Below are 21995 nucleotides of genomic sequence, written 5' to 3'. Positions count from 1 at the left end.
TAGTTAATGTGTTAATTTTGTTCATGGCTCGTCTTTTTTAGTTTGTTTGGTTTTGCAACTACAAATCTAAAAAATTCAAGCCTTTTTTTATGATACTTCTGAAACCGTGATAATGTCTATTAAAAAATGATTTTAATGCAAATCCCTGATATTATTTAATCTAATTTTTTTGTAAAAGAAGCCTGTTAAATCTCCTTCTTTTTCCCTTAGGCAATTATTACCTCTATTTCATTATCTCTGAAAACCTCTTTGTGTTTGTCTTCAATGGCGTCGTCGGTAATGATATAATCTATCAAACTCAATGCGCCTAAGCTTGCCAAAGCGCTTTTGCCAATTTTGGTGCTGTCTGCTACCAAATAAGTAATCTCAGCGGCATCAATCATGGCTTTTTTTACGACTAAATCACTAATACTTGGGTAAGTCAGTCCTGATTTTAGGGAAATCCCAGCCGTGGCTAGGAATAATTTTTGCACATTTAAGCCTTTAAAAAAATCAGCAGCTTTTTGTCCTGTTAGCGACAAGGTGGGTGGTTTAAACTCCCCCCCTGTCATAATCACCTCGATACTCGGCTCAGCACCGAGCATCATGGCTATATTCAAAGCATTAGTGATAATGGTTAGATTTCTTATTCCTGAGTGTTTAATTTTCTTGGCAATTTCGGTTGTTGTACTTCCCGAATCCAGAATGATGGTATCTCCTGATTCGATGTATTCAAGGCACTTTTCGGCGATTTTCTCTTTCTTATCTAAATTATCTTGATGAATCAGAGAAAAACTTTTTACTTGATCTTCTACATTTTTAAGATAAGCCCCACCATGTTCCTTTATAATCAAATCTTCAGCTTCCAGCTTTTCTAAATCTTGACGAATAGTAACCTCTGTTACTTTAAACAAGCGAGCCAAGTCAGCCACTTTAGCTGAACCATCTTCTTTTAATAATTCTAAAATCTTCTCTCTACGTTGATTTGGGAGCATAAATGTCTATGTAATTTAAAGCTTCCGTTTGCTCTTTTGTTAACCTTAAAACAAAAATAGAAAACAAAAACAAATAAAAGAAACAAAACGAAAATATTTTTTGTACTAATTTGCGAGTAAATATAGGAAAACCTACAAATCAGTTATTTTAAAGCATATTCGAAACAAAACAAAAGTTAATAATAAATAAAACAAAGATTTTCCGAATTGAATTTACATAAAAAGTAAAGAATACGAAATGTTTTTTTAATACCAGTTCAAGACTTAGTCTTGGACTTATTATTTTAACAGTTTTGGAACTGAATCAAAAAAGCGGTCGAAAATTGTATTTCGACCGCTTTTTTGATGATTAAATACGAGATAACATATCCTTAGTCGTAAGGCATTGCATCTCTACTATTAAAATACAAATTTTCAAATCTTTATCCCAAGGTCACAGTTTCTACGATTTCGAGACCGTAACCGAATAATGCTGCACGTTTTTTAGGATTATTGGTCAACAATTTGATTTTGGAAACCCCTAAATCTCTTAAAATTTGCGCCCCAATACCATAGTCTCTCTCATCGTTTGGTGTAATTTCAGCACATTGATTAACACCCATTTCTTGAAGTTTGTATTTTTTTAAATCACTCATTAAGTTGGCACTTTTACCATCTTGGAACATATACAAAATCACCCCTTTCCCCTCATTTTCAACAGCTTGCATAGCATTTTTTAATTGTTGACCACTATCACAAAGTATTGAACCGAAAATATCACCAACAACATTTGATTTGTGAACCCGCACGAGCACAGGCTCATCTTTTTTCCAAGTTCCTTTCACTAATGCCAAATGTGTATCGCCTGTATCTTTTTGACGAAAAGCAATCAAATCAAAATGCCCCCAGTCTGTTGGCATATCTACGCCAATTTCTCTTTTGATGAGCGATTCGGTTTGCAGACGATATTCCACCAAGTCTTTGATGGTGACCAATTTAAGATTAAACTTATCAGCAATTTTTCTCAAATCTGGCAAACGAGCCATTGTACCATCTTCATTTAAAACTTCAATAAGCACGCCCGAAGGTTTGAATCCTGCTAGTTTGGCAAAATCCATGGCAGCTTCAGTATGTCCAGTACGACGTAAAACACCTTCTGTTTTCGCTTTCAAGGGGAAAATATGTCCTGGGCGACCCAATTCTTCTGGCTTTGTATTTTCGTCAACCAATGCCTGAATGGTTTTGGCACGGTCAGGTGCCGAAATGCCCGTTGTACAACCATGTCCCAGTAAATCTACGGATACCGTAAAAGGGGTTTCGTGAGAGGAGGTATTATTTCCCACCATCATATTCAAGCCCAATTCGACACATCTATCTTCTGTCAAAGTTACACACATCAAACCACGGCCTTCCTTTATCATAAAGTTGGCTAATTCTGGCGTAATGGCTTCCGATGCACAAATCATATCTCCTTCATTCTCACGGTCTTCGTCATCAGCTACAATAATAATTTCGCCTCTACGAATAGCTTCAATTGCCTCTTGTATGCTATCTAATTTTATTTCCGACATGGTATTCTTTTTAATAATCAAAGAAGTCAAGAGCCTCTTCAATCGATTTGTTTTCATTTTTCACTTCAAAATTATGCTTTTTAATGATTCGGAAAGAAAAAAATAAAAAAACGAAAGGAATTTAGGGTGAAATCTATATCGGATTTGGGATTTTGGAATTGGACGAAGTGGCTTTCAGGTATCGGCTTTCGGCGGTAGGCTTTGGAAAAAATAGGTCTTTGGTTATTAAAAACATTATAAAACTCTTTGCCTAGTGACTGCTGCCTAAAATAGGTTGCCTTTCCTTCAGTAAATTTTCAACATGATTCAATTTGACGATAGAATGAGGTCTGTTTATTAGGAAAATTATAAGGAATACTACAAGTGTTTATCTCAGCTCCGTAGGAGCGACAGTTTGGTAGTAGGATATATTCTTTAAACATAAAAAAGAGCGCCATAGGTGCGAAAGAACTCAAACTAAGTTGAAGTCTTTCGCACCTACGGTGCTCTAAAGTGACTTTTATAACTATATAATCTACCGAACTGTCGCTCCTACAGAGCTTTTCTTAGCAACAATAATACTATTTTCCCTAAATCTAAATGGCAACCTATTTTAGGCAAGGACATTCACAATTCACCACTCACAATTCAGCACTAATACTTATATGTCTTTTCTACTTATTCTGCATAAGACAATCTTCTTTTCAATACAAAAGAGAAAAATACGCCCACTAATGCCATTGCCATGCCTACCAAAACAGGTGTATTATAACCAAAACCATAGACTATAGGTAAACCGCCAAAGAAAGCACCCAATGAGTTACCGATATTGAAACTCGCCTGCGTGGCCGCAGAGCCCAGCATTTCGGCACCTTTTGAGGTACTAATCATCAAAATCTGGATTGGTGCTGCCAATGAAATAGATAATGCGCCTGCAATAAATGTCAATATCAAGGATATGATTTTATTTTCTGAGAAGAAATGGATACCTAATAATGTCACCGCCATCGCAACCAACAACCATAAACAAGCTTGAACTGCTGGCAATTTATCCGCTAACTTTCCACCAATGATATTCCCTACAACCATACCAAAACCTGCCAAAACCATAATCCACGAAACGCTATTTGCTGAGAAATGAGACACCTCGGTCATCAATGGCGCTATATAACTAATCCAAGTGAACAAACCTCCCGTTCCGATAGATGTAATCACAATAACCAACCAAGCGTCTACACGTTTAAAAAGTTCTAATTGTGCCATCGTACTTTCTCCTTCGGTTCGGTCTGACGGTAAAGCTGGTAACCAAAGATTGATGAATAACAAGGTGGTTAACCCAATGATAGTGACCAAGGCAAAGGTATATCTCCACAAATACTCGTGACCAATCCATGTACCAATAGGCACCAACAACAAATTGGCGATTGTCAAACCTGCAAACATCGTCGAGATAGCTTGTGCTTGTTTGCCTTCATCAGCCAAGCGACTTGCTACTACAGCTCCAATACCAAAAAATGCACCGTGAGGCAGACCCGCTAAAAATCTGAAGAACAACAAAGTAGTCGCATCAGGAGCCAAAGCAGACAATGAGTTGAAAATGGTAAAAATTACCATTAAGAACAATAGCATCTTTTTGGGTGGATACTTACTTCCCAACAACACCAATAAAGGTGCACCAACAACTACGCCTGCCGCATAAGAAGAAATAATGTGGGCGGCGTCAGTGATACTAACTCCTAGATTTTTGGCAATATCAGGCAAAATCCCCATTACCACAAATTCGGTAGTACCAATGCCGAGTCCCCCTAGGAAGAGTGGAAAAAAATGTTTTTTCATGATTTCAAAAATGATTGACAACAAGTGTGAAGAGCTGTCTGTCAACAATTAATTAAGTTTTCTTGGATAGATCGTAATACTTTTCTAACCTCAAAGTTCGGTAGATAATTCAACAAAACTGGACATATCTATCGGATTTCAGAAATTCATTAGAGACGTCAAAAACAATATTGATTTAGTACAATCTTTTTGATGCTTTTGAGCTATTATACTTCAATAAATCCTAAAAAATGCTGGGCTTTCTGTCAAATGTTAAAATGATTTTAAGTTAAATAGTGTTAAATACAAACCTGATTTTCAGGACATAACAAAAATGTATTTTCCTTTGTATCAAGGATTGCTTTTGCATGCTAGCTACGACAAGAATCCTCTAATTTCTATTTTTCCACATAAAACATTTTCACCTACAAGAAAGTACTGTGAGGCACTGGCACGCAAGCTAAGTACCTATTGCTCTTCTTAAAAATCCAACATACTATGACATCATTTCGACAACTCAACAATGGAATCGGTTGGGCAGTGTTTGTTATTGCCTTTATCGTATATGCAGCGACGGTAGAACCTACAGCTTCATTTTGGGACTGTGGCGAGTTTATCGCTTGTGCTTACAAATTACAAGTACCGCACCCACCAGGAGCACCTTTGTTTCTTTTGCTTGGCAGATTTTTCTCCCTATTTGCAGGCGCTGATGTCACCAAAGTGGCTTATTGGATTAATATGTTATCGGTACTGACGAGTGCCCTGACCGTGTTGTTTATGCACTGGACAATTGTTTTAATTGGTCGCAAAGCCTATCAAAAACCTTTTTCAGACTTAACACAAAGTGAGGCTTTCACACTCCTGAGTGCAGGCTTTATTGGTGCCTTGGCGTATGCCTTTTCGGATTCATTTTGGTTTTCGGCAGTCGAGGCGGAGGTTTACGCTATGTCCTCATTTTTTACTGCGATTGTGGTTTGGGCAGCCTTCAAATGGGAGCTTATTGAAGATGAAGCCGCTGCGAATAGATGGTTGATTTTCATTGCCTATTTAGTGGGTTTGTCAATTGGGGTTCACTTACTTAATTTGGTAACTGTCCCAGCTTTGGCATTAATTTATTATTTCAAGAAAAATCATAAGCCAAGTTACAAAGGAGGTTTTCTGGCGTTATTGGTTGGTTTGGTGATTTTAGGCGTTATCAATTCTTTGATTATTCCTAGCATACCATCTATGGCTTTCCAGTTTGAATTATTATTTACCAACGGATTAGGAATGCCTTATGGTGTTGGCGTAAGTCTATTTTTGATTCTCTTCTTAGGAGCTCTGATTGGCGCTATTCGCTATTCGATTATAAAAAACAAAGTACATTTAAACGTGAGTTTGCTGGCTTTGTGCTTTGTACTTATTGGTTATTTGTCATATACTTTGGCTTTGGTTCGTTCCAATTACAATACCCCTCTCAACGAAAATAACCCAAGTAACATTCTTAATTTTGTAAAATACCTCAAACGTGAGCAATACGGCGAGCGTTCGTTGTTATATGGTCCTATTTACACGGCAGAGGTTGAAAATGTAGAGCGTGGCAAGCCTCAATACAAAATGTCTAATGACAAATACGAGATTTATGATTACCGACAAAAATTGATTTTTCCCAAGGAGCAAGAAATGCTTTTCCCAAGGGTATATTTTAGTCCAATGGAACAGTATCCGAAGCAATACGCTGAGATGCTTGGTTTAGCGCCTGGACAAAAACCTACTTTTGGTGACAATCTTCTCTATTTATTTTCGCATCAGATGGGGCACATGTATATGCGCTATTTGTTATGGAACTTTATTGGTCGTGATAGCGATGTCCAAGATGCTGGTATGTCATTTATCAGTAAAAGCCCTTATTCAGCTCTTTCAGCTCGTAGTAAATCTCACAACAATTACTTTGGGCTACCTTTAATTTTGGGCTTGATTGGTTTTTTCTTTTTGATGAAAAGAAATGAGAAAGACTTTTTGACTACCGTTTTAATGTTTTTGATAACAGGAATAGGATTAGTTATTTTCTTGAATGCCCCTCCTACAGAGCCTCGCGAACGAGATTACATTTATGTTGGTTCGTTCTACTTTTTCTGTATTTGGATTGGATTAGGCGTTATACAATTAACGGAATGGGCAAACAAGTTTCTTCGTAAACCTATACTTTCGGGTGGATTAGCCAGTTTGGCATCGTTGGTCATTCCTGTGATTTTGATTCAACAAAACTACGATGACCATGACCGTAGCAATCGTTATCAGCAGGTAGATTTTGCCAAAAACTTGTTAAACTCTTGTGAAAAAAATGCCATTTTATTCACCGCTGGCGACAATGATACCTTTCCGCTTTGGTATGTACAAGAAGTAGAGGGTTTCCGTACAGATGTGCGAGTTTGTAATCTCTCGCTATTAGGAACGGATTGGTATATTGAGCAAATGAAACGAAAAACCTACGAGTCGGAGGCGTTGCCTGTTTCTATTTCTGAAGATTTGTTACGAGAAGGTATCAACGATCAAATTCTTTTTTATGAAAATCCAAATGTAAAAAGTGGTATCAATTTGATTGAATATCTCAAATTAGTCAAAGATGATAATCAAGCTATCAAAGTACCATTGCAAGACGGCACTTCGATTAATATTTTACCAAGTGAAAACCTGACGATTCCATTAAATGTAGATGAAATCAAAAAAGCTGGTTTTGTACCTAAAGACGTCGAACCGTTGTTGACTAATCAAATGAATTGGTCTATTGGTACATCAGGGATTTTGAAACCGCAATTGGTACAGCTTGATATTATTGCCCAAAACGCTGCTAATGGTTGGAAACGTCCGATTTATTTTGCGTCCTCGCTTAGCAAAGTGAGTTACCTCAATATGAAAGAGTTTATGCAATTGGAAGGTTATGCCTATCGATTGATGCCTGTAAAAATAGAAGGTGCTACCGAAGGAATTGTGAATACAGCCGTATTGGAGCGTAATTTGATGAAAAAAATGGTTTGGAAAAACCTTGACAATCCTCAAGTATATCATCATTCTGAGTTTTATCAATTACCAACCACCATGGGGAGATTATCCTTTCAACGTTTGGCGAGCCAGTTTGCTCATGAGGGCAAATACCAAAAAGCAAAAGATACCTTAGATTATTGCAAACGTATCATGCCCGACCAATCTATTGCTTACGACCATGTATCAGCGGGTTTTGTAAGCTTGTATTTGACCATTGGTGACCATGCCTCCGCTATGGAAATCGCCAATACGATGATGAATCGCAATAATCAATTATTGGATTTTTATGGAAAAAATCGCAGTGCCAGCAACGAGCAAGATATCCAATTTGCACTCTTCCAAATGCAAATTATTGTTGAAAGTCTCAAAAATGCCAAAGCCCCCGAGGCCGAAAAATACGAGCGAATGTTTCAGCAACAACTCCAGAAACTGAGTAGCTAGGGAAGAAGTTTTGAGTGATGAGTGGTGAGTGATGAGTGAGGAGTTGTCCTTGCCTAAAATAAATTTTCAACATTATTCAATTATACAATAGAGAGAGGTCTGTTTATTAGGAAAATTGTCAGGAACGTTTCAAGCATTTACCTCAGCTCCGTAGGAGCTTTTCTTAGCAAGAATATACTATTTGCTAAATCTAAAATGCAATCTATTTTTGGCGAGGACACAAGGACAGAAGAATTTCAAACTATTGCAGATTGGGGATTTCTGATTTCGGAAATCCCCATATCTGCATAACTCACAATTCTACATTCATCATTAAACACTTTGCTTTTGAGTCTATCCATGTTTCAATTTAGAAACACCTGTCGCAAAGATAATTAGTCCCAGTACGGCACAACCAGCCATCACAGCAGTCATTGGAACACTAGTACCATTGCTGAGGATACTCACAGCAGCGGCAGCCAACGACCCAAAACACATTTGTAAAGCACCTAATAAGGCAGAGGCGCCACCTATAGATTTGGTAAAAGGATACAACGACAATGCCGAAGAATTGGGATAACTAATACCCTGACAGCATAAAAATAGAAACACTAAAGCCAAGGCACTGTATAAATTAAGCCAGCCCAAAATACTTACCAGACATAATATCACCCCAACCAGCGTTTGGACACGCAAAGAAATACGTACTACCTGACTGCTACTGTATTTTTTCAGTAAAAGATTATTCACTTGACTACTGGCAATCAAGCCTCCTGCTAAAAAGCCAAATATCCAGCCATATTCCTTTTCTGAAACCCCCAAAAGTTTCATAAATACAAAAGGAGAACCCGAAAGGTAAGCATACACGCCAGCCGAAATCAAGGCGCCTGCAAAGGCATACGTATAAAACTGTGGCACTTTTAGGATGTCAATGAATGACAAAATGATGGCTCGTGGTTTTAATGAAATTGACTCATCAGGTTTTTTACTTTCAGGTAAAGCAAAATAGCAGGCCAAAAATAAGATTACACCCAAGCCAAACTGCATATAAAACACGCTATGCCAGCCCATTAAGGTAATCATATAACTCCCCACACTAGGCGCAATAATGGGCGATACACCCAAAATCAACATCAGCAGGGAGAATATTTTTGCCGTTTCTTCTACAGGAAATACATCTCGTACAATCGCACGAGGGGCTACCATACCCACGCAAGCGCCCAATGCCTGTAAAAAGCGAGCTGCAATCAGCACCTCTACAGAATTGGCGGTAGCACAAGCAAGTGAGGCTACCAAATAAATAGATAAGCCAATCATCAAAGGCTTTTTACGTCCAAATCTGTCCAGCAGAGGACCATAAATGAGTTGTCCTACCGATATACCGATAAAGAAACTAGACAAAGAATAGGCGACCTCGTCGACGGTAACACCCAAGTCCTTCGCGATGGTCGGAAAACCAGAAAGGTAAGTATCTATCGAAAAGGGACCAATGGCTGATAGTAAACCAAGAATTAGAATTAATATACTGCGATTTTTCATTCGGGAGATTGCTATTGTATCAAAATGATTACAAAGGTAGTGAAGTCGAACACGTTTTATTCAACTTTTCAAAAACTTCACGAAAGTACTTCACAATCGAACGCCGAATCTAATCCAATTCAAATGAAATGTTACGAAAATCAAACAATATACATGTCAGAAATCAGTTTGAATACTTCCATATTTCGGTTCCGTACAAAACATCTATTTTCTTTCGGTTTTTCACATAATCTTGAAAGTTGTTAGAATTAGTAAAATCATACGAAGTACCGTCGCATTTGTATTGATGAATATTGGTAGAAGAACAAATGGAACATTGTATTTCTATGACATTTTCACCCTTGTATTCAAACAAGACAACACCATTAAGCTTATCGGCATTATCTCCGACGGCGTACACTTTCATTTTGTCAGAAAGCCATTTTAAATTATTAACAGGGTCTTTTATGCCACAAACTTCCACGTTTGAGCTTCCATTGAGCGGGTCCTCAATATCTTTTTTACAAGCAGATAACAGTGATAATGACGAGCAAGTCATTATGAGTAGAAGTGATTTAATTTTCATCGTAGAGATTCAGTAAATGGTGGACTAATTTTAGTATAGATATCGACAAGGAAAGAGGTCTAATAAAGATAATGAATTATGGCAAAAGTCTCAATAGGCTTTTAGAGGGGGATATTCAATAACTCCAATTCTGACATAAAACTATTTCACAATAAAAATATACAATGCAAAATAACATCATATTATTATTACTAAGTAATCGTGCAAAATAAGATTTTTTAGGCACTAGGCAAAGAGTGTTAAAATGTTTTTTAATAACCACAGCCATGCTTTTTTCCAAAGCCCACCGCCGAAAGCAGTTACTTGAAAGCCCAATCTTAAATTTTACCCGCTTTAAGCTCTAGGCTTTATGCGGTAGGCTAAAAGTTGAAATGAATTTCTCATGAAATAACTTAAGTTCTTTTGCCTAATGCCTACGGCTTATAGCTTAAAGCGTATTAATTCAATTTTATTTTGCATTAATACTTACAAAATACTGACAATTAAAAACTTACATCCACAAATTTGCATTATTCCGCAGTAAGCAATAAGCCATCTGCAAAATGCTCCTATTATTTCATAAGAAACACCTTTAATCTTTTAGTCTACATATTAATTTCATGTTACCCACTTACTTACTCATGATTACCAAAGACGATAAAAAACTTACTTTTCTCCATTCAATTCCATATCATGCTTTTTAAGATACTGATTCGGAGTTAGACCTGTTTGTTTTTTAAAAGCGGTAAAAAAAGTACTTTTATTTTTAAAACCACATTCATTGGCAATGGCTTCTATGGTATAGTTTTGATATTCTTTTGAAATCACTTTTTGCGTAAATGCCTTGATTCTATAACTGTTAATAAAATCATTATAATTCATTTTGGCTACAGTATTAATTGCGTTCGAAATAGCATAAGGTTGAATACCTACTTCCATCGCCAATTCTGAAATTGTAAATTTATAGTTACGATAGGATTTGCTTTTGTCCAACACATTTTTGATGAGTTCAAAATCCTGAAGGTTCACAATATCTGGTTCTTTATCTACTTTGGTAGTACTAATTTTGGCAAGCTCAACAATTTCTTCAAGAGGATATTTCTCTGTTGAATGCTCAACTGGTGTTCGTAAAGAACTATCTTTTATCACAAAATAAGAAATAAATAAAGCAAAAGTCATCAATGTATGAATCACCGAAATTTTATTCATAAACGGCATTTGATCTACGTCTTTCAGCAATTCGTTGGTGAGCAAATACATGTAACCGTTAGAGATATAAAGCAATAAAAATCCAACAGCAAAAAACACATCCCATTGCGAAAGAAGCTTTTCACCAGCAAAGGTATTTTGGGTTTTTACTACAAATTTCCAGACTCTTCCAAGGTAAAAAACACCTAATAAACTCTGCATATATGGAATCCAAACATGTGGAAACCACCCGTAGGTTTTGGTAAACAAATCCTTTGCCTCAATATGTTTGATTATCTCTAGTTTTTGTTCAAACGGCATTGTGTAAAATGGCAATAAATCCAATAAGACCAAAAAGAAGGGAGTTATTTGTATTAAAACACTCTTGATACTAAAATGATATGGACGCTGTGTTACAATAAAAAGGTATAACAAATATGGGCCAATAATATAGAAAGGACGAGCCATAAGTAATAATCCACCAATAGGATGATCTTGAATCAACTGTGTGGTTATACAAATTTTCATGATGAGAAACCAAGCCCATAGTGATGTTACAGCTCCCCAAACAGTTTTTGATATAGAGTAAGGACGGGTGAAAGCCTTTGTTAGACTTCCTAAAGTGATTGCTATTGCAATCAGATTTAAAATTATTGTCATAACATCAATATTAAGGCCGATTATTCCAAATCTTACTAAAGTTAAGAGGAATAACACAACTTTCCGAACCATTCAATAAGCTTCACTCATATTATGGGTTCAAAAATGATGTACTGGGCGGACTTGTAAAAGGATTTTAAAATAAGGATAAAATTAACAAGTAAGCAAATTTAGCTTCAATTGAAGTTGTTGATGAAAGATAGCATTTTTTTTGTCATAATCAAATAATTTTAGTAGTCAGTTTTAAATTTCAGATTGCAAAGTAGCGGTATTATCTATTATTTTCAATAACTGAAAGGTAAACAAATTGTTTGATAAGTCAGTCTTTAAATTATCAACAAGAATATAGTTTTATTTTGCTGAATTTGCCCCCTGATACTTTCAACACATATAACACATCATTCCATTGACTTCATAAAGAAAATAATTTACATGCAACTTGAAACATAAATTGGTGTCATTGCATCAAATAATTCATCAAGCATTCAATCTATATGAAGAAAATCATACCTCTAATTCTCGCAATTCTTTTTACTTCAAGCATTTGGGCACAAAATGGCTCAATTCAAGGGAAAATTTTTGGAACTGACCGAAAGCCTTTATCAATGGCAACACTCACGGTATTTTTGGCAAAAGACACCTCTATTGTTTCGTACCGTATTAGTAATGAAGGAGGTAACTTTAAATTTGCCAATCTGCCCCTCAATGTCCCTCTTCGGTTACTAGCTACTTATGTAGGCAACGAAGCTTATCGTAAAAGTTTTACTCTAACACCACAAACGCCTGCTATCAAACTGGATTCTATCATTATGCTTATGTCCAGTAAAAGCTTAGACGAGGTTATTGTAACAGCCGAGCGCCCTCCTATTACCGTCAAAAATGATACGGTTGAATTCAATGCTAACTCCTTTAAAACTTTACCCAATGCCTTGGTAGAAGATTTATTGAAAAAACTGCCTGGGGTTCGTATCGATGCTGATGGAAATATCACCATGAATGGCAAAGCTGTCAACAAAATTTTGGTGGATGGAAAGTCCTTCTTTGGTGATGATCCCAAAATGGCAACTCGTAACCTTCCTGCCAACGCTATTGATAAAATCCAAGCTGTTGACGATAAAGAACAAGCATTATTAAATGGTGACAATAATACGAGTAATGTAGGAAAAGTAATCAATATTACGCTGAAAAAAGGCTATAAAAAAAGTGCCTTCGGCAAAGTCTATGCAGGTGGTGGTACACAAGACGTATATGAACTAGGGGGAATCATGAATATTTTCAGAGATACCCTACAAGTCAGCGTTTTGGGATATAGCAACAACCTCAATCGACCAGGTTTTAGTTATAGTGAATTAATGAATAATGGAGGTTTGCGCAGAAGTAATGCCAACAGAAGCTCCAATTCTACTCGTATCAATAACGGCATGAATGGCAGTATGGTCGACATTAATGGTGTAAATTTTGGTGGAAATACCAATTTTGGTATTGCTACTAGTAATGGTGGTGGTTTTAACCTCAATCATGCACCCAACGCCAAGAAGTCATTTTATTTACAATATTATTTTGGCGAAGTCCGAAATAGACTCAACACCGACCGATTGGCAGAGTTATATAACGGAGATACAATTATCACCAACCATAGAGTAACCAATGTACTTACCAAGAATTATGGGCATAGTGTCGGAGGTGGTTTTAAGATAAAAACCGATTCGGTGACAACCCTCAATTTCAATGCAGGATACACCGCAGGTTTGGTCAGAGAATCCCCTAATGTATTGATTTCTAGTGAAAATAATTATTTGGGTGCACTGAGCAAGGGGAATATCAATCAGTCAAATGATGTAAATAACTACAATTATAATCATACTTTCTACCTACTCAGAACAGGAAAGACTAACAGCAAACGATTGATGTCGATTGTACATAGTCTCAATATTGGCAATAACGCCAGCGATTATATGACTAGTTCTGTCCTAAATTATCTATATCCGAGTAAATATGACAGTCTCCAAAATCAGTTGCGACAAGTTCGTTTACCACAAGCATTTGGTAGTTTATCTGCGAGTTTTTATGAACCTATTCATAAACTATTCACGCTTCGATTTACGAATAGATATAGTTTTACTCAAATCAAAAATACCACTCAGATGCTGTACGCCAACCCACTTGGGGATTCGTTTAGTGTCTTAAATCCTGTACTCAGTGGTTCATTTGAGCGCCAGCAACATGAGGTATTTTTAGCTCAAAAATTAGCATTTCAATACAAAAAACTGACGATCGTAGCAGGGATTGACGAAACATTCTTGACTTCTCATTTGAATACCTCGGCAGAAACTAACTCCATCCAAAGAAATATTCAGAAGTTGAATCCTAACTTGAATATCAGTTTCAACAACCTTACTTTGAGCTATAACAAAAACTATAGTTTACCCTCTTATTCGTACTTATTACCTGTTTTTGATAATTCCAACCCCTATTATATAGCCAAAGGAAATTCTAATTTACAACCAACGGCTACCGCTGATTGGTCATTAAGCTACAATTATAATAACCAAACCAAAAACTTGAATATTTGGTGGTATTCGTCTTTCCAGCAAAGAGACAATGATATTATCCAAAATATTGCGATAGATAAACAAGGTATTCAAACCTCCTCTCCTACCAATGCAGATGGCACCCGAAACCTCAGTGTAAATCTCAATATCAACAAAGATTTCAAGATTGGAGAAAAAAACAAACTGACACTTTCGGCGGGTGGATATTACAGTATCAATAGAAGTAAGATGATTTTTAATGCTGATACTAGCTGGCAAACCACTAATCAACTATCGAACTGGTTTGGGTTGAATATCAATATCAAGGATAAAATCGAATGGAATAACTCATATTCTCCAGATTTTAACTTTACACGATACACAAGTCCGAACTTTACTAATCTCCAAGCCAATTTGCATAATTTCAGTACAGGTTTAGTCATTCGCTGGACAAAGAATCTTATTCTTGAAAACAACCTGATATACCTGTATAATAGCAACTTAACAGGTTCTAACAAAACAACTATACGATGGAATGCAGCAATTAATTACAATTTCATGAAAGATCAAAGAGCCACCATCAAATTGAGTGCGTACGATCTTCTAAATCAAAATGGCAATATCGTCCGTCTGATTGCCTCACAAAATACACTTACTTATAACAGAGGAAATCTTTTGCCAAGATATTTTATGGTAACGCTAACTTACAATATCAAGCAGATGCCGAGGAAATAAGGAAACGTCTTCTAAGTTGCTGTATACAACTTAGAAGACGTATATTGCTATACCTATAAACAACACGGTTAGGGTTAAAGTAACAATATGTCCGTAATACATATTGATAGTATCCTTCTGATTATAAGTAAAATCCAATAAGTGATATACTATTAACTCACAACCTCCTTTAACCTAGACAAAATAATTAAACTAAATCCGATGAGACTCATTCTAATATTTATACTTTTTCCGACACTAGTTTTTGGTCAAAAAAATACAGCCATTAACCTTGCAACATATATGCAGGCACAAGTTGATGTTAATAATTTTAGCGGAACGGTATTGGTGACAAGAAACAACACTGTTTTACTTGAAAAGGCCTATGGATTAGCAGATTACGAGTGGAACATTAGTAATACCATTGACACAAAGTACAGCTTGGCTTCTGTAACCAAACAATTTACAGCTACCGCAATTTTACAGTTAGTTGATAAAAAACAAATATCGCTAAATGATAAGCTAAGTATGTTTTTTCCTGACTTTCCCAAAGGCGATAGTATTTCAATTCATTTGTTACTTTGCCACATGTCGGGTTTACAAATGGATTATGACGAATTGTATTTAAACAAAGTTGCGATAAAGCAAGAGGAAGTGAAAAGTCATGTGATTCAAAAAGATATTCTTAGCCAGGATGATGCGTTAAAGTATATTGAGAAAAAAACGCTTCTATTTTCGCCTGGCACAAATACAGCTTATAGTAATATTGGGTACTATTTACTAGCTCGCATTATTGAAAAGGTATCAAATAAAAGCTATGCTGACTATTTAAAGACAAACATTTTTGACAAATGTGGCATGTCCAACTCTGGTGTAATTACTAATGATGAACTAATTAAAAAGAAAGCAAGAAATTACATAAAGTCAGAGGGTAAATATTTGAACAATCCGTATATCAATTGGGAATTTAACATTGGGCATGATGGCATATATTCCACCGTTGAAGATCTAGCATTATGGGATAAAGCTCTTTACGGAACGGCAATTTTATCAGCAGATATGAAAAAACTTATGTTTACGTCCTATAATGACCAAAATTGGGGATATGGATTTATGATTAACCCATTTTATAACCATGGACATCAGCTAGTAGCCCATGATGGTGGTTTTTTCGGGGCAATGACTTCTCTTAACCGATATACTGACGATAAACTATTTATCACTGTTTTGTCTAATAATCAATCACTATCACACATTATTGCTTATGGGCTTTCAGCAATAGTTTTTAAGAAAGACGTAGAACTGCCATACAAGCATTTTCAAGCTCAAATTGACACTTCAATATTTGAGAAATATGTAGGCAAGTACGGAGATAACATTGAAATATTAAAAATTGACGGTAAACTATACTACAATAGTGTAGAAATAGAACTCATCCCTGAATCCAAAACAAAATTCTTTAGAGCCGACAATAACGATAGGACAATTGAATTTATTCAGGACAAATTAGGTGCATTTAGTTCGATAATTATAACAAAAGGTGGAGTAAAGGAATTTATTAAAAAAAATATTCCGTAAAAAGCACAAACCGCCGACATCGGTCGTTGTTGTTCAATTCATTTAATAAAATCTTTAAAATTATCATCCAGAACCTCTTTTAAAGCGATTTAAAAGAGGTTTCTTTTTTGATTATAAAAACAAAATCCAGTTCCTTTTGAAACGGCTATCGCTTAAATGAACCCATCAAGATTGACTTGATAATACCTGTTGGGAGTAGTTGGAAGTCCTTTCATATTTTAAAATACGCCTTTAAAGATATTGATATAAGTCAAATTTTAAGTTTCCCAACAGTTTATATTTCCGTATATTAGGATTGTGTTAATTGGCATTATTACAGATAGCAATATAGTACTACTATTTAGCCTTTGTATTATATTCGGCTGACAGAATACTATTTTCGCCACTTCGCCAACGCCTCTACGTTTGTGGAAATTTCTAAAAACCTAAAAACATTCGACTATTTAAATGAACTGTAAAAACTGTAACACCGACATTACCTCTAAATTTTGTCCAGAATGCGGGCAACCAACCACTCTAAAGCGAATTGATGGCAAATATATAATGCACGAAATTGAACATATTTTGCATTTTGAACGTGGAATTCTATATACAATTCGTGAACTTACCCTAAATCCTGGCCAAAATATTCGTAAGTATCTTTCAGAAAATAGAAGTCGACTGGTAAAACCCATCATATTTATCATCATAACCTCGTTGATTTACACCATTTTAACTCACTTTTTTCATGTAGAAGATGGTTATGTTAAGTATCACGGAGCTGAGGGTGAAGCCTTAAGTACTGTTGGAAATATTGTTAAATGGGTACAAGACCATTACGGCTATGCTAACATTATGATGGGAGTTTTTATTGCTTTGTGGTTAAAACTGTTCTTCAGAAAGTATGATTATAATTTTTACGAAATCCTCATCATGCTTTGCTTTGTGATGGGAATAGGCATGTTGATTTTTTCATTTTTTGTAATTGTTGAGGGAGTTATACACGTTAACGTAATGCCAGTAGCAGGTGTTGTCGGAGTACTATACGCCGTTTGGGCAATCGGACAATTTTATGACCAGAAAAAAATAGCAAATTATCTAACAGTTTTAGCAGCTTATTTTTTAGGCATGATTATGTTTTGGTTATTTCCAGTGCTGATTGGAACTGTTATCGATTTACTAAAGAAGCACTAAAAACACATTTAAAATAGCTAGGGAAAGTAATTACCAAGAGCTGGCAAACTCTCAAAATTTTAATTTCAATCTGGTTTTGGGGACTTGCACGTAGAGCTACATCACGGGTTCTAGTTTTAACAATAAAAATCAATATTTAGGCAATTAGTATCTGACTATAGCTTCCGATTTGCCAAGACAATTAAAAAATGGGAGACTTATATTTCAGAATACCAATACAGATTGCGACAAAAAATTGAAAACAACAGTTAATTTTAGAAATGGAATACCAAAACATTTTTTCAGAAAATGTAAAGCTAAATTCGGAGACATTTACCATTTCTAATCTAATTGCATAATTAACAAAACTATTCTCAACATTGGATTTTATACCAGTTGGGCTAGAAATTGTCATATCAGCTATTGGGAAGCATCAGCAGTTTGTGCTAGATGTTCAGGCTTTAGGTCTTAACTTCAACATCGCATTTGTACAGGAATGGACAATCAATGAATTCACTGCCTACGTTAATACTCGAACGTTATAGGCTATTATAAAAATTGACAAAAATGAAAAAAACTCAAATTATTTGCATTCTAACATTGGTTTTGAGACTATTCTCTGCAACCGCTGGTGGACAAGAAACAGGTGAACAAAAGTTAGAAACGAAGACAATATTAAACAACAGAATTGAAATTAAATTGCCAAAGGAATTTCAGGTAATGTCAGAGGATATGGCAAAACTAAAATATCCGGCAGAAAGAAGACCTACTTTAATATACACAAATGAGTCCGGAAGAATTAACGTTGCATTTAACCTAACAAACAATAAAGCAAGCCAAGAACTCATTGAGTCTTATAGAGAAAACATAGTGAAAGGATTTAAAAATATTTACCCATCTGCGGACTGGAAAGGCAGTGGCGTTAAAATGATAAAGGGTAAAAAATATGGATTTATGGAACTTATAACACCTGCCATTGATACTCAAATTTATAACTTGATTTTTTTTACAGACTTAGATGGCAAGCTTTTATTGTGTACTTTTAACTGTACTAAAGAGGACATTAAGGACAATTGGGAAATAACTGCCAAAGAAATCATGAACTCTACGAAAATAAAATAACATCCTCTAATAACTACGTATTTGTAATTGCTGAAAGCCAAAGCCAGAAAACATGGTAGTCGCTACTGTGGTTTCTTTTGTGCAGTTTTCCTTTGACTTCATGATATCCAAAACCTTAGCTTGTACTACATTGAATAGGCGCTTTAAAATTTAATTATATTGCAAGTATATATGTAATAGTGGTAACCGCATACTGGCACAGTAATGAATTTAGTTCTCAGACAAAATAATTAAAATATGACAAACGATATTAATCAAGGCATTCCTAAAACCTATTTTGACATTGATAATGAAACAAAAGCTAGTGGCTTTACAATGGCTTCGGACATACAAACTTGCTCTCTACTTAAAACACTTGCATCTTCAAAACCATCAGGAAAATTCCTTGAACTTGGGACAGGCACTGGATTGTCAACTGCTTGGATACTTGACGGGATGAACAGTAACTCAACCTTAATTTCGTTCGACAATGACGAGAGGTTTTTGAATATTGCTCAAAAGTATTTGGGACAGGATAAGAGATTGACGTTAATCCTTTCCGATGGAGAAGATTGGGTTAAAAATAACCTTGGGCAGAAGTTTGATTATATATTTGCTGACACTTGGCATGGGAAATATTTACTTTTAGACGAAGTATTAGAAATGCTAAACAAAGGTGGGCTTTATATTGTAGATGATATGCTACCACAGTCGAATTGGCCAGATGGACATCAAGAAAAAGCAATCAATTTTATAAAATACTTGGAAAGTAGAACCGACTTAACTTTGACAAAAATTAATTGGGCAACTGGAATAATCATTGCCGTTAAAAACTAATCTAAAAACAGAAAATGAACATTTTTAAACAAAAAGAACTCTACACAAATTCAATTTTAATATTCTTAGTAATTATTTTAATTGACTGGTTTATGGGGGCAGGTTTTAACCTCTTTAAAGGCTATACTTTTTCTCAGACTCTTGAAAATTACAAAATACCCTATACTTACATAGGTGTTGCATTTACAATTGTCTATTTCAATTTAAAAAATAAAAAGCAATAATATGTATGGTTTGCTACTAGTTGGCATCTTCCATGCCACTTAAGAAGATTTTGAAAGTGAAAGAATTGGTTCAAAAACATATTGTCCGAGGATAAATTCAACTCCCTCAAATATAAGCAACCCAAAATTTCAGAATTGTATATTCATCAAAAAAGCTGTCAGAAAATATTTTCCGACCGCTTTTTTGATGCTTTAAAACTCATCTTTAGACGCAAAATATTGCGTCTCTACAAATCACCAAATGAAGCTCTACCATTTGGCAATATAACCTAATTGTTCGTCTTCATCTTCGTATTCAAGCTCGGCGTCTTTTTCCCAAATCTCCATTTCGCATGGTTTGCAATTAAACTTCAATTTGTATTCTACTTCGCCATGTTTTAGGGTTAATGGTTCTACCACTTTTTCGCCCATGGTTTGGCGTTGGTATCTCGCACATTTTCCTAATTCATATTTTACGCAATACTTGGTCGTCATTACACGAGATTTACCTGGATCCCATTGCAATTCGAAGGCTTTTTCAATTTCGGTAACGCCGTGTCTCTGATAAAATGTTCTCGCCATTTTATTCGAAACATTGTACATAAAATCTAGTTTTTCAACTGGATAAGGATGCGTTGTTTTTTCTAATTTATGCTCCTCTCTGTGATATTCATTCACACGAATCTCTACTAAACGCTCCAACACATCTCTTCTGATTTCGTTTACTTTTGAAATTGGCAAGAACCAGTTTTCAGAAAACTCAACTTCCAATTCGTCAACAATGAATGGTGTGTTACCCGTTTTGGCTAAGTTTTTCTTGATATTTGGGACAACAGAATCTTGGCTCTTAGCTAGCTCTTTGGCTACTTCGATAATACCAACAGACTGGTGACCGTCTTCGTCGATAGCCAATAATTGGAAACCCGTTTCTGTTTCGGTAAACTCCAATTTTACGCCAATTTTACGAACAGCACTGTTTTCTTTCTCCACCATTTTGTTGAACTCAGCATCTGAGTTTCTATAAATCTCAGTACCAATCGCCAATGGTTTGAAAGTATTTGGAATTACAATATTGTTAAAAATAATATTGATTTGTGCTCCATCAGCTTCTCCAGCTTCATTTTGGAAATACAAACCATCTCCATTATTCAACTTCTCGTAATTCTCAATGATATAGCCGTTTGCCTTGATTTCAAGCACTTTACCAATATACTGACCTTTCGATTTTGGACTTTCCCATGAACCAATTTTTTCTTTTCTTTTATTCAAGAAATAATCAGTATATCCACGGTTGAAGCTTCTATCCATTTCTGGTTCGAAGTTATAGAAAGTTCTACCAGAAGAGGCTTTTTCGAATCTATCTGAATTTTCTTCTAAGAAAGAATCCAATTTTTTACGTAAGAAAGAGGTATTGTTTTTCACATAAACAAGGTCCTTCAAACGTCCTTCAATTTTGAATGAAGAAATACCTGCTTCAATCAGGTTTGGTAATTGATCACTCAAATCCAAATCTTTGATAGACAACAAGTGACTATTTTCAATCAAAGTTTTACCTGTTCCATCTTCCAAACGATATGGCAAACGGCAGTTTTGAGCACAAGAACCACGGTTGGCACTACGTTCGCCATTGGCTACGCTCATGTAACAGTTACCACTAAATGAAACACAAAGTGCACCCGATACAAAGAATTCTAACTCAACATCAGTAGCCTTATGAATCTCTTGGATTTGGTCAAGGTTAAGCTCACGAGCTAGCACCACACGCTTCATACCCGCATCCGCCAAAAACTTCACATGATTCGCATCACGGTTGTTTGCTTGCGTACTGGCATGAATTACGATAGGTGGCAAGTCCATTTCCATGATGGCCATGTCTTGAATAATCAAGGCATCAACGCCAATATCGTACAACTCATAAATCAATTTACGACAAGCCTCTAACTCATTGTCGTACAAAATAGTGTTGATTACTACAAAGACCTTAGCTTTGAACAAGTGGGCGTATTTCACCATTTCTGCCACGTCCTCCACCGAGTTGGTGGCGTTTGAACGTGCGCCAAATTGGTGCGCTCCCATATATACTGCGTCTGCACCAGCGTTGACCGCAGCCATACCTTGATAAAGGTTTTTGGCAGGCGCAAGAATTTCAATTTTCCTTTTCATTTCAATCCTATATTTTCGAATCC

The 21995-nt window shown here is 35.8% G+C and carries 13 protein-coding genes and 1 pseudogene; 7 read left to right on the top strand and 7 right to left on the bottom strand.

Going from position 1 to position 21995, the window contains the following annotated elements; translation table 11 throughout:
* Positions 1-206 precede the first annotated feature (206 nt).
* From QM491_RS12940 to QM491_RS12930, 3 genes and pseudogenes are all read right to left on the bottom strand, one after another.
* Entirely contained in the window at positions 207-974 is a 768-nt protein-coding gene (locus QM491_RS12940; RefSeq protein WP_166553744.1) for a DeoR/GlpR family DNA-binding transcription regulator, read from the bottom strand.
* Positions 975-1402: 428 nt separating this feature from the next.
* A pseudogene (ribB, locus tag QM491_RS12935) lies at positions 1403-2524 on the bottom strand (3,4-dihydroxy-2-butanone-4-phosphate synthase); the annotation flags it as partial.
* Between the two features lie 657 nt (positions 2525-3181).
* Entirely contained in the window at positions 3182-4339 is a 1158-nt protein-coding gene (locus QM491_RS12930; protein ID WP_283327911.1) for an MFS transporter, read from the bottom strand.
* Between the two features lie 477 nt (positions 4340-4816).
* Here QM491_RS12930 and QM491_RS12925 point away from each other — a divergent pair, with 477 nt between their 5' ends.
* Positions 4817-7783, top strand: coding sequence for a glycosyltransferase family 117 protein (locus QM491_RS12925; RefSeq protein WP_283327910.1), 2967 nt, complete (start codon positions 4817-4819; stop codon positions 7781-7783).
* A 333-nt stretch (positions 7784-8116) separates the two neighbouring features.
* Here QM491_RS12925 and QM491_RS12920 read toward each other — a convergent pair whose 3' ends face one another.
* From QM491_RS12920 to QM491_RS12910, 3 genes are all read right to left on the bottom strand, one after another.
* Complete coding sequence (locus QM491_RS12920; RefSeq protein ID WP_283327909.1) at positions 8117-9301, bottom strand: multidrug effflux MFS transporter; 1185 nt, start codon at positions 9299-9301, stop codon at positions 8117-8119.
* 163 nt (positions 9302-9464) lie between these two features.
* Positions 9465-9866: a hypothetical protein gene (locus QM491_RS12915; RefSeq protein WP_283327908.1), complete on the bottom strand. Its 402-nt coding sequence runs from the start codon at positions 9864-9866 to the stop codon at positions 9465-9467.
* Positions 9867-10511: 645 nt separating this feature from the next.
* Positions 10512-11693 (bottom strand): helix-turn-helix domain-containing protein, encoded by a 1182-nt coding sequence (locus QM491_RS12910; RefSeq protein WP_283327907.1) that lies wholly within the window; start codon positions 11691-11693, stop codon positions 10512-10514.
* Positions 11694-12187: 494 nt separating this feature from the next.
* Between QM491_RS12910 and QM491_RS12905 the strand changes: the two genes are divergently transcribed.
* From QM491_RS12905 to QM491_RS12880, 6 genes are all read left to right on the top strand, one after another.
* On the top strand, positions 12188-14959 hold the full coding sequence (locus QM491_RS12905; RefSeq protein ID WP_283327906.1) for a TonB-dependent receptor: 2772 nt from the start codon (positions 12188-12190) through the stop codon (positions 14957-14959).
* Between the two features lie 201 nt (positions 14960-15160).
* Entirely contained in the window at positions 15161-16516 is a 1356-nt protein-coding gene (locus QM491_RS12900) for a serine hydrolase (protein ID WP_283327905.1), read from the top strand.
* A gap of 447 nt (positions 16517-16963) precedes the next feature.
* Positions 16964-17689, top strand: coding sequence for a DUF3667 domain-containing protein (locus tag QM491_RS12895; protein ID WP_283327904.1), 726 nt, complete (start codon positions 16964-16966; stop codon positions 17687-17689).
* A 359-nt stretch (positions 17690-18048) separates the two neighbouring features.
* Positions 18049-18213 carry a hypothetical protein gene (locus QM491_RS12890; RefSeq protein WP_283327903.1) on the top strand — a complete coding sequence of 55 codons (165 nt, stop codon included), beginning with the start codon at positions 18049-18051 and terminating at the stop codon, positions 18211-18213.
* 22 nt (positions 18214-18235) lie between these two features.
* On the top strand, positions 18236-18790 hold the full coding sequence (locus tag QM491_RS12885) for a hypothetical protein (protein WP_283327902.1): 555 nt from the start codon (positions 18236-18238) through the stop codon (positions 18788-18790).
* A gap of 237 nt (positions 18791-19027) precedes the next feature.
* Positions 19028-19606, top strand: coding sequence for an O-methyltransferase (locus QM491_RS12880; protein WP_283327901.1), 579 nt, complete (start codon positions 19028-19030; stop codon positions 19604-19606).
* 473 nt (positions 19607-20079) lie between these two features.
* On the opposite strand, the gene QM491_RS12875 is transcribed toward QM491_RS12880, so the two are convergent.
* The gene (locus QM491_RS12875; RefSeq protein WP_283327900.1) at positions 20080-21972 is read right to left on the bottom strand and encodes a peptidase U32 family protein; all 1893 of its coding nucleotides are present in this window, start codon (positions 21970-21972) and stop codon (positions 20080-20082) included.
* Positions 21973-21995: the final 23 nt, after the last annotated feature.

The sequence above is a fragment of the Flectobacillus longus genome (assembly GCF_030056705.1).
Taxonomy (GTDB): domain Bacteria; phylum Bacteroidota; class Bacteroidia; order Cytophagales; family Spirosomataceae; genus Flectobacillus; species Flectobacillus longus.
This window is presented reverse-complemented; position numbering and strand designations above follow the sequence as displayed.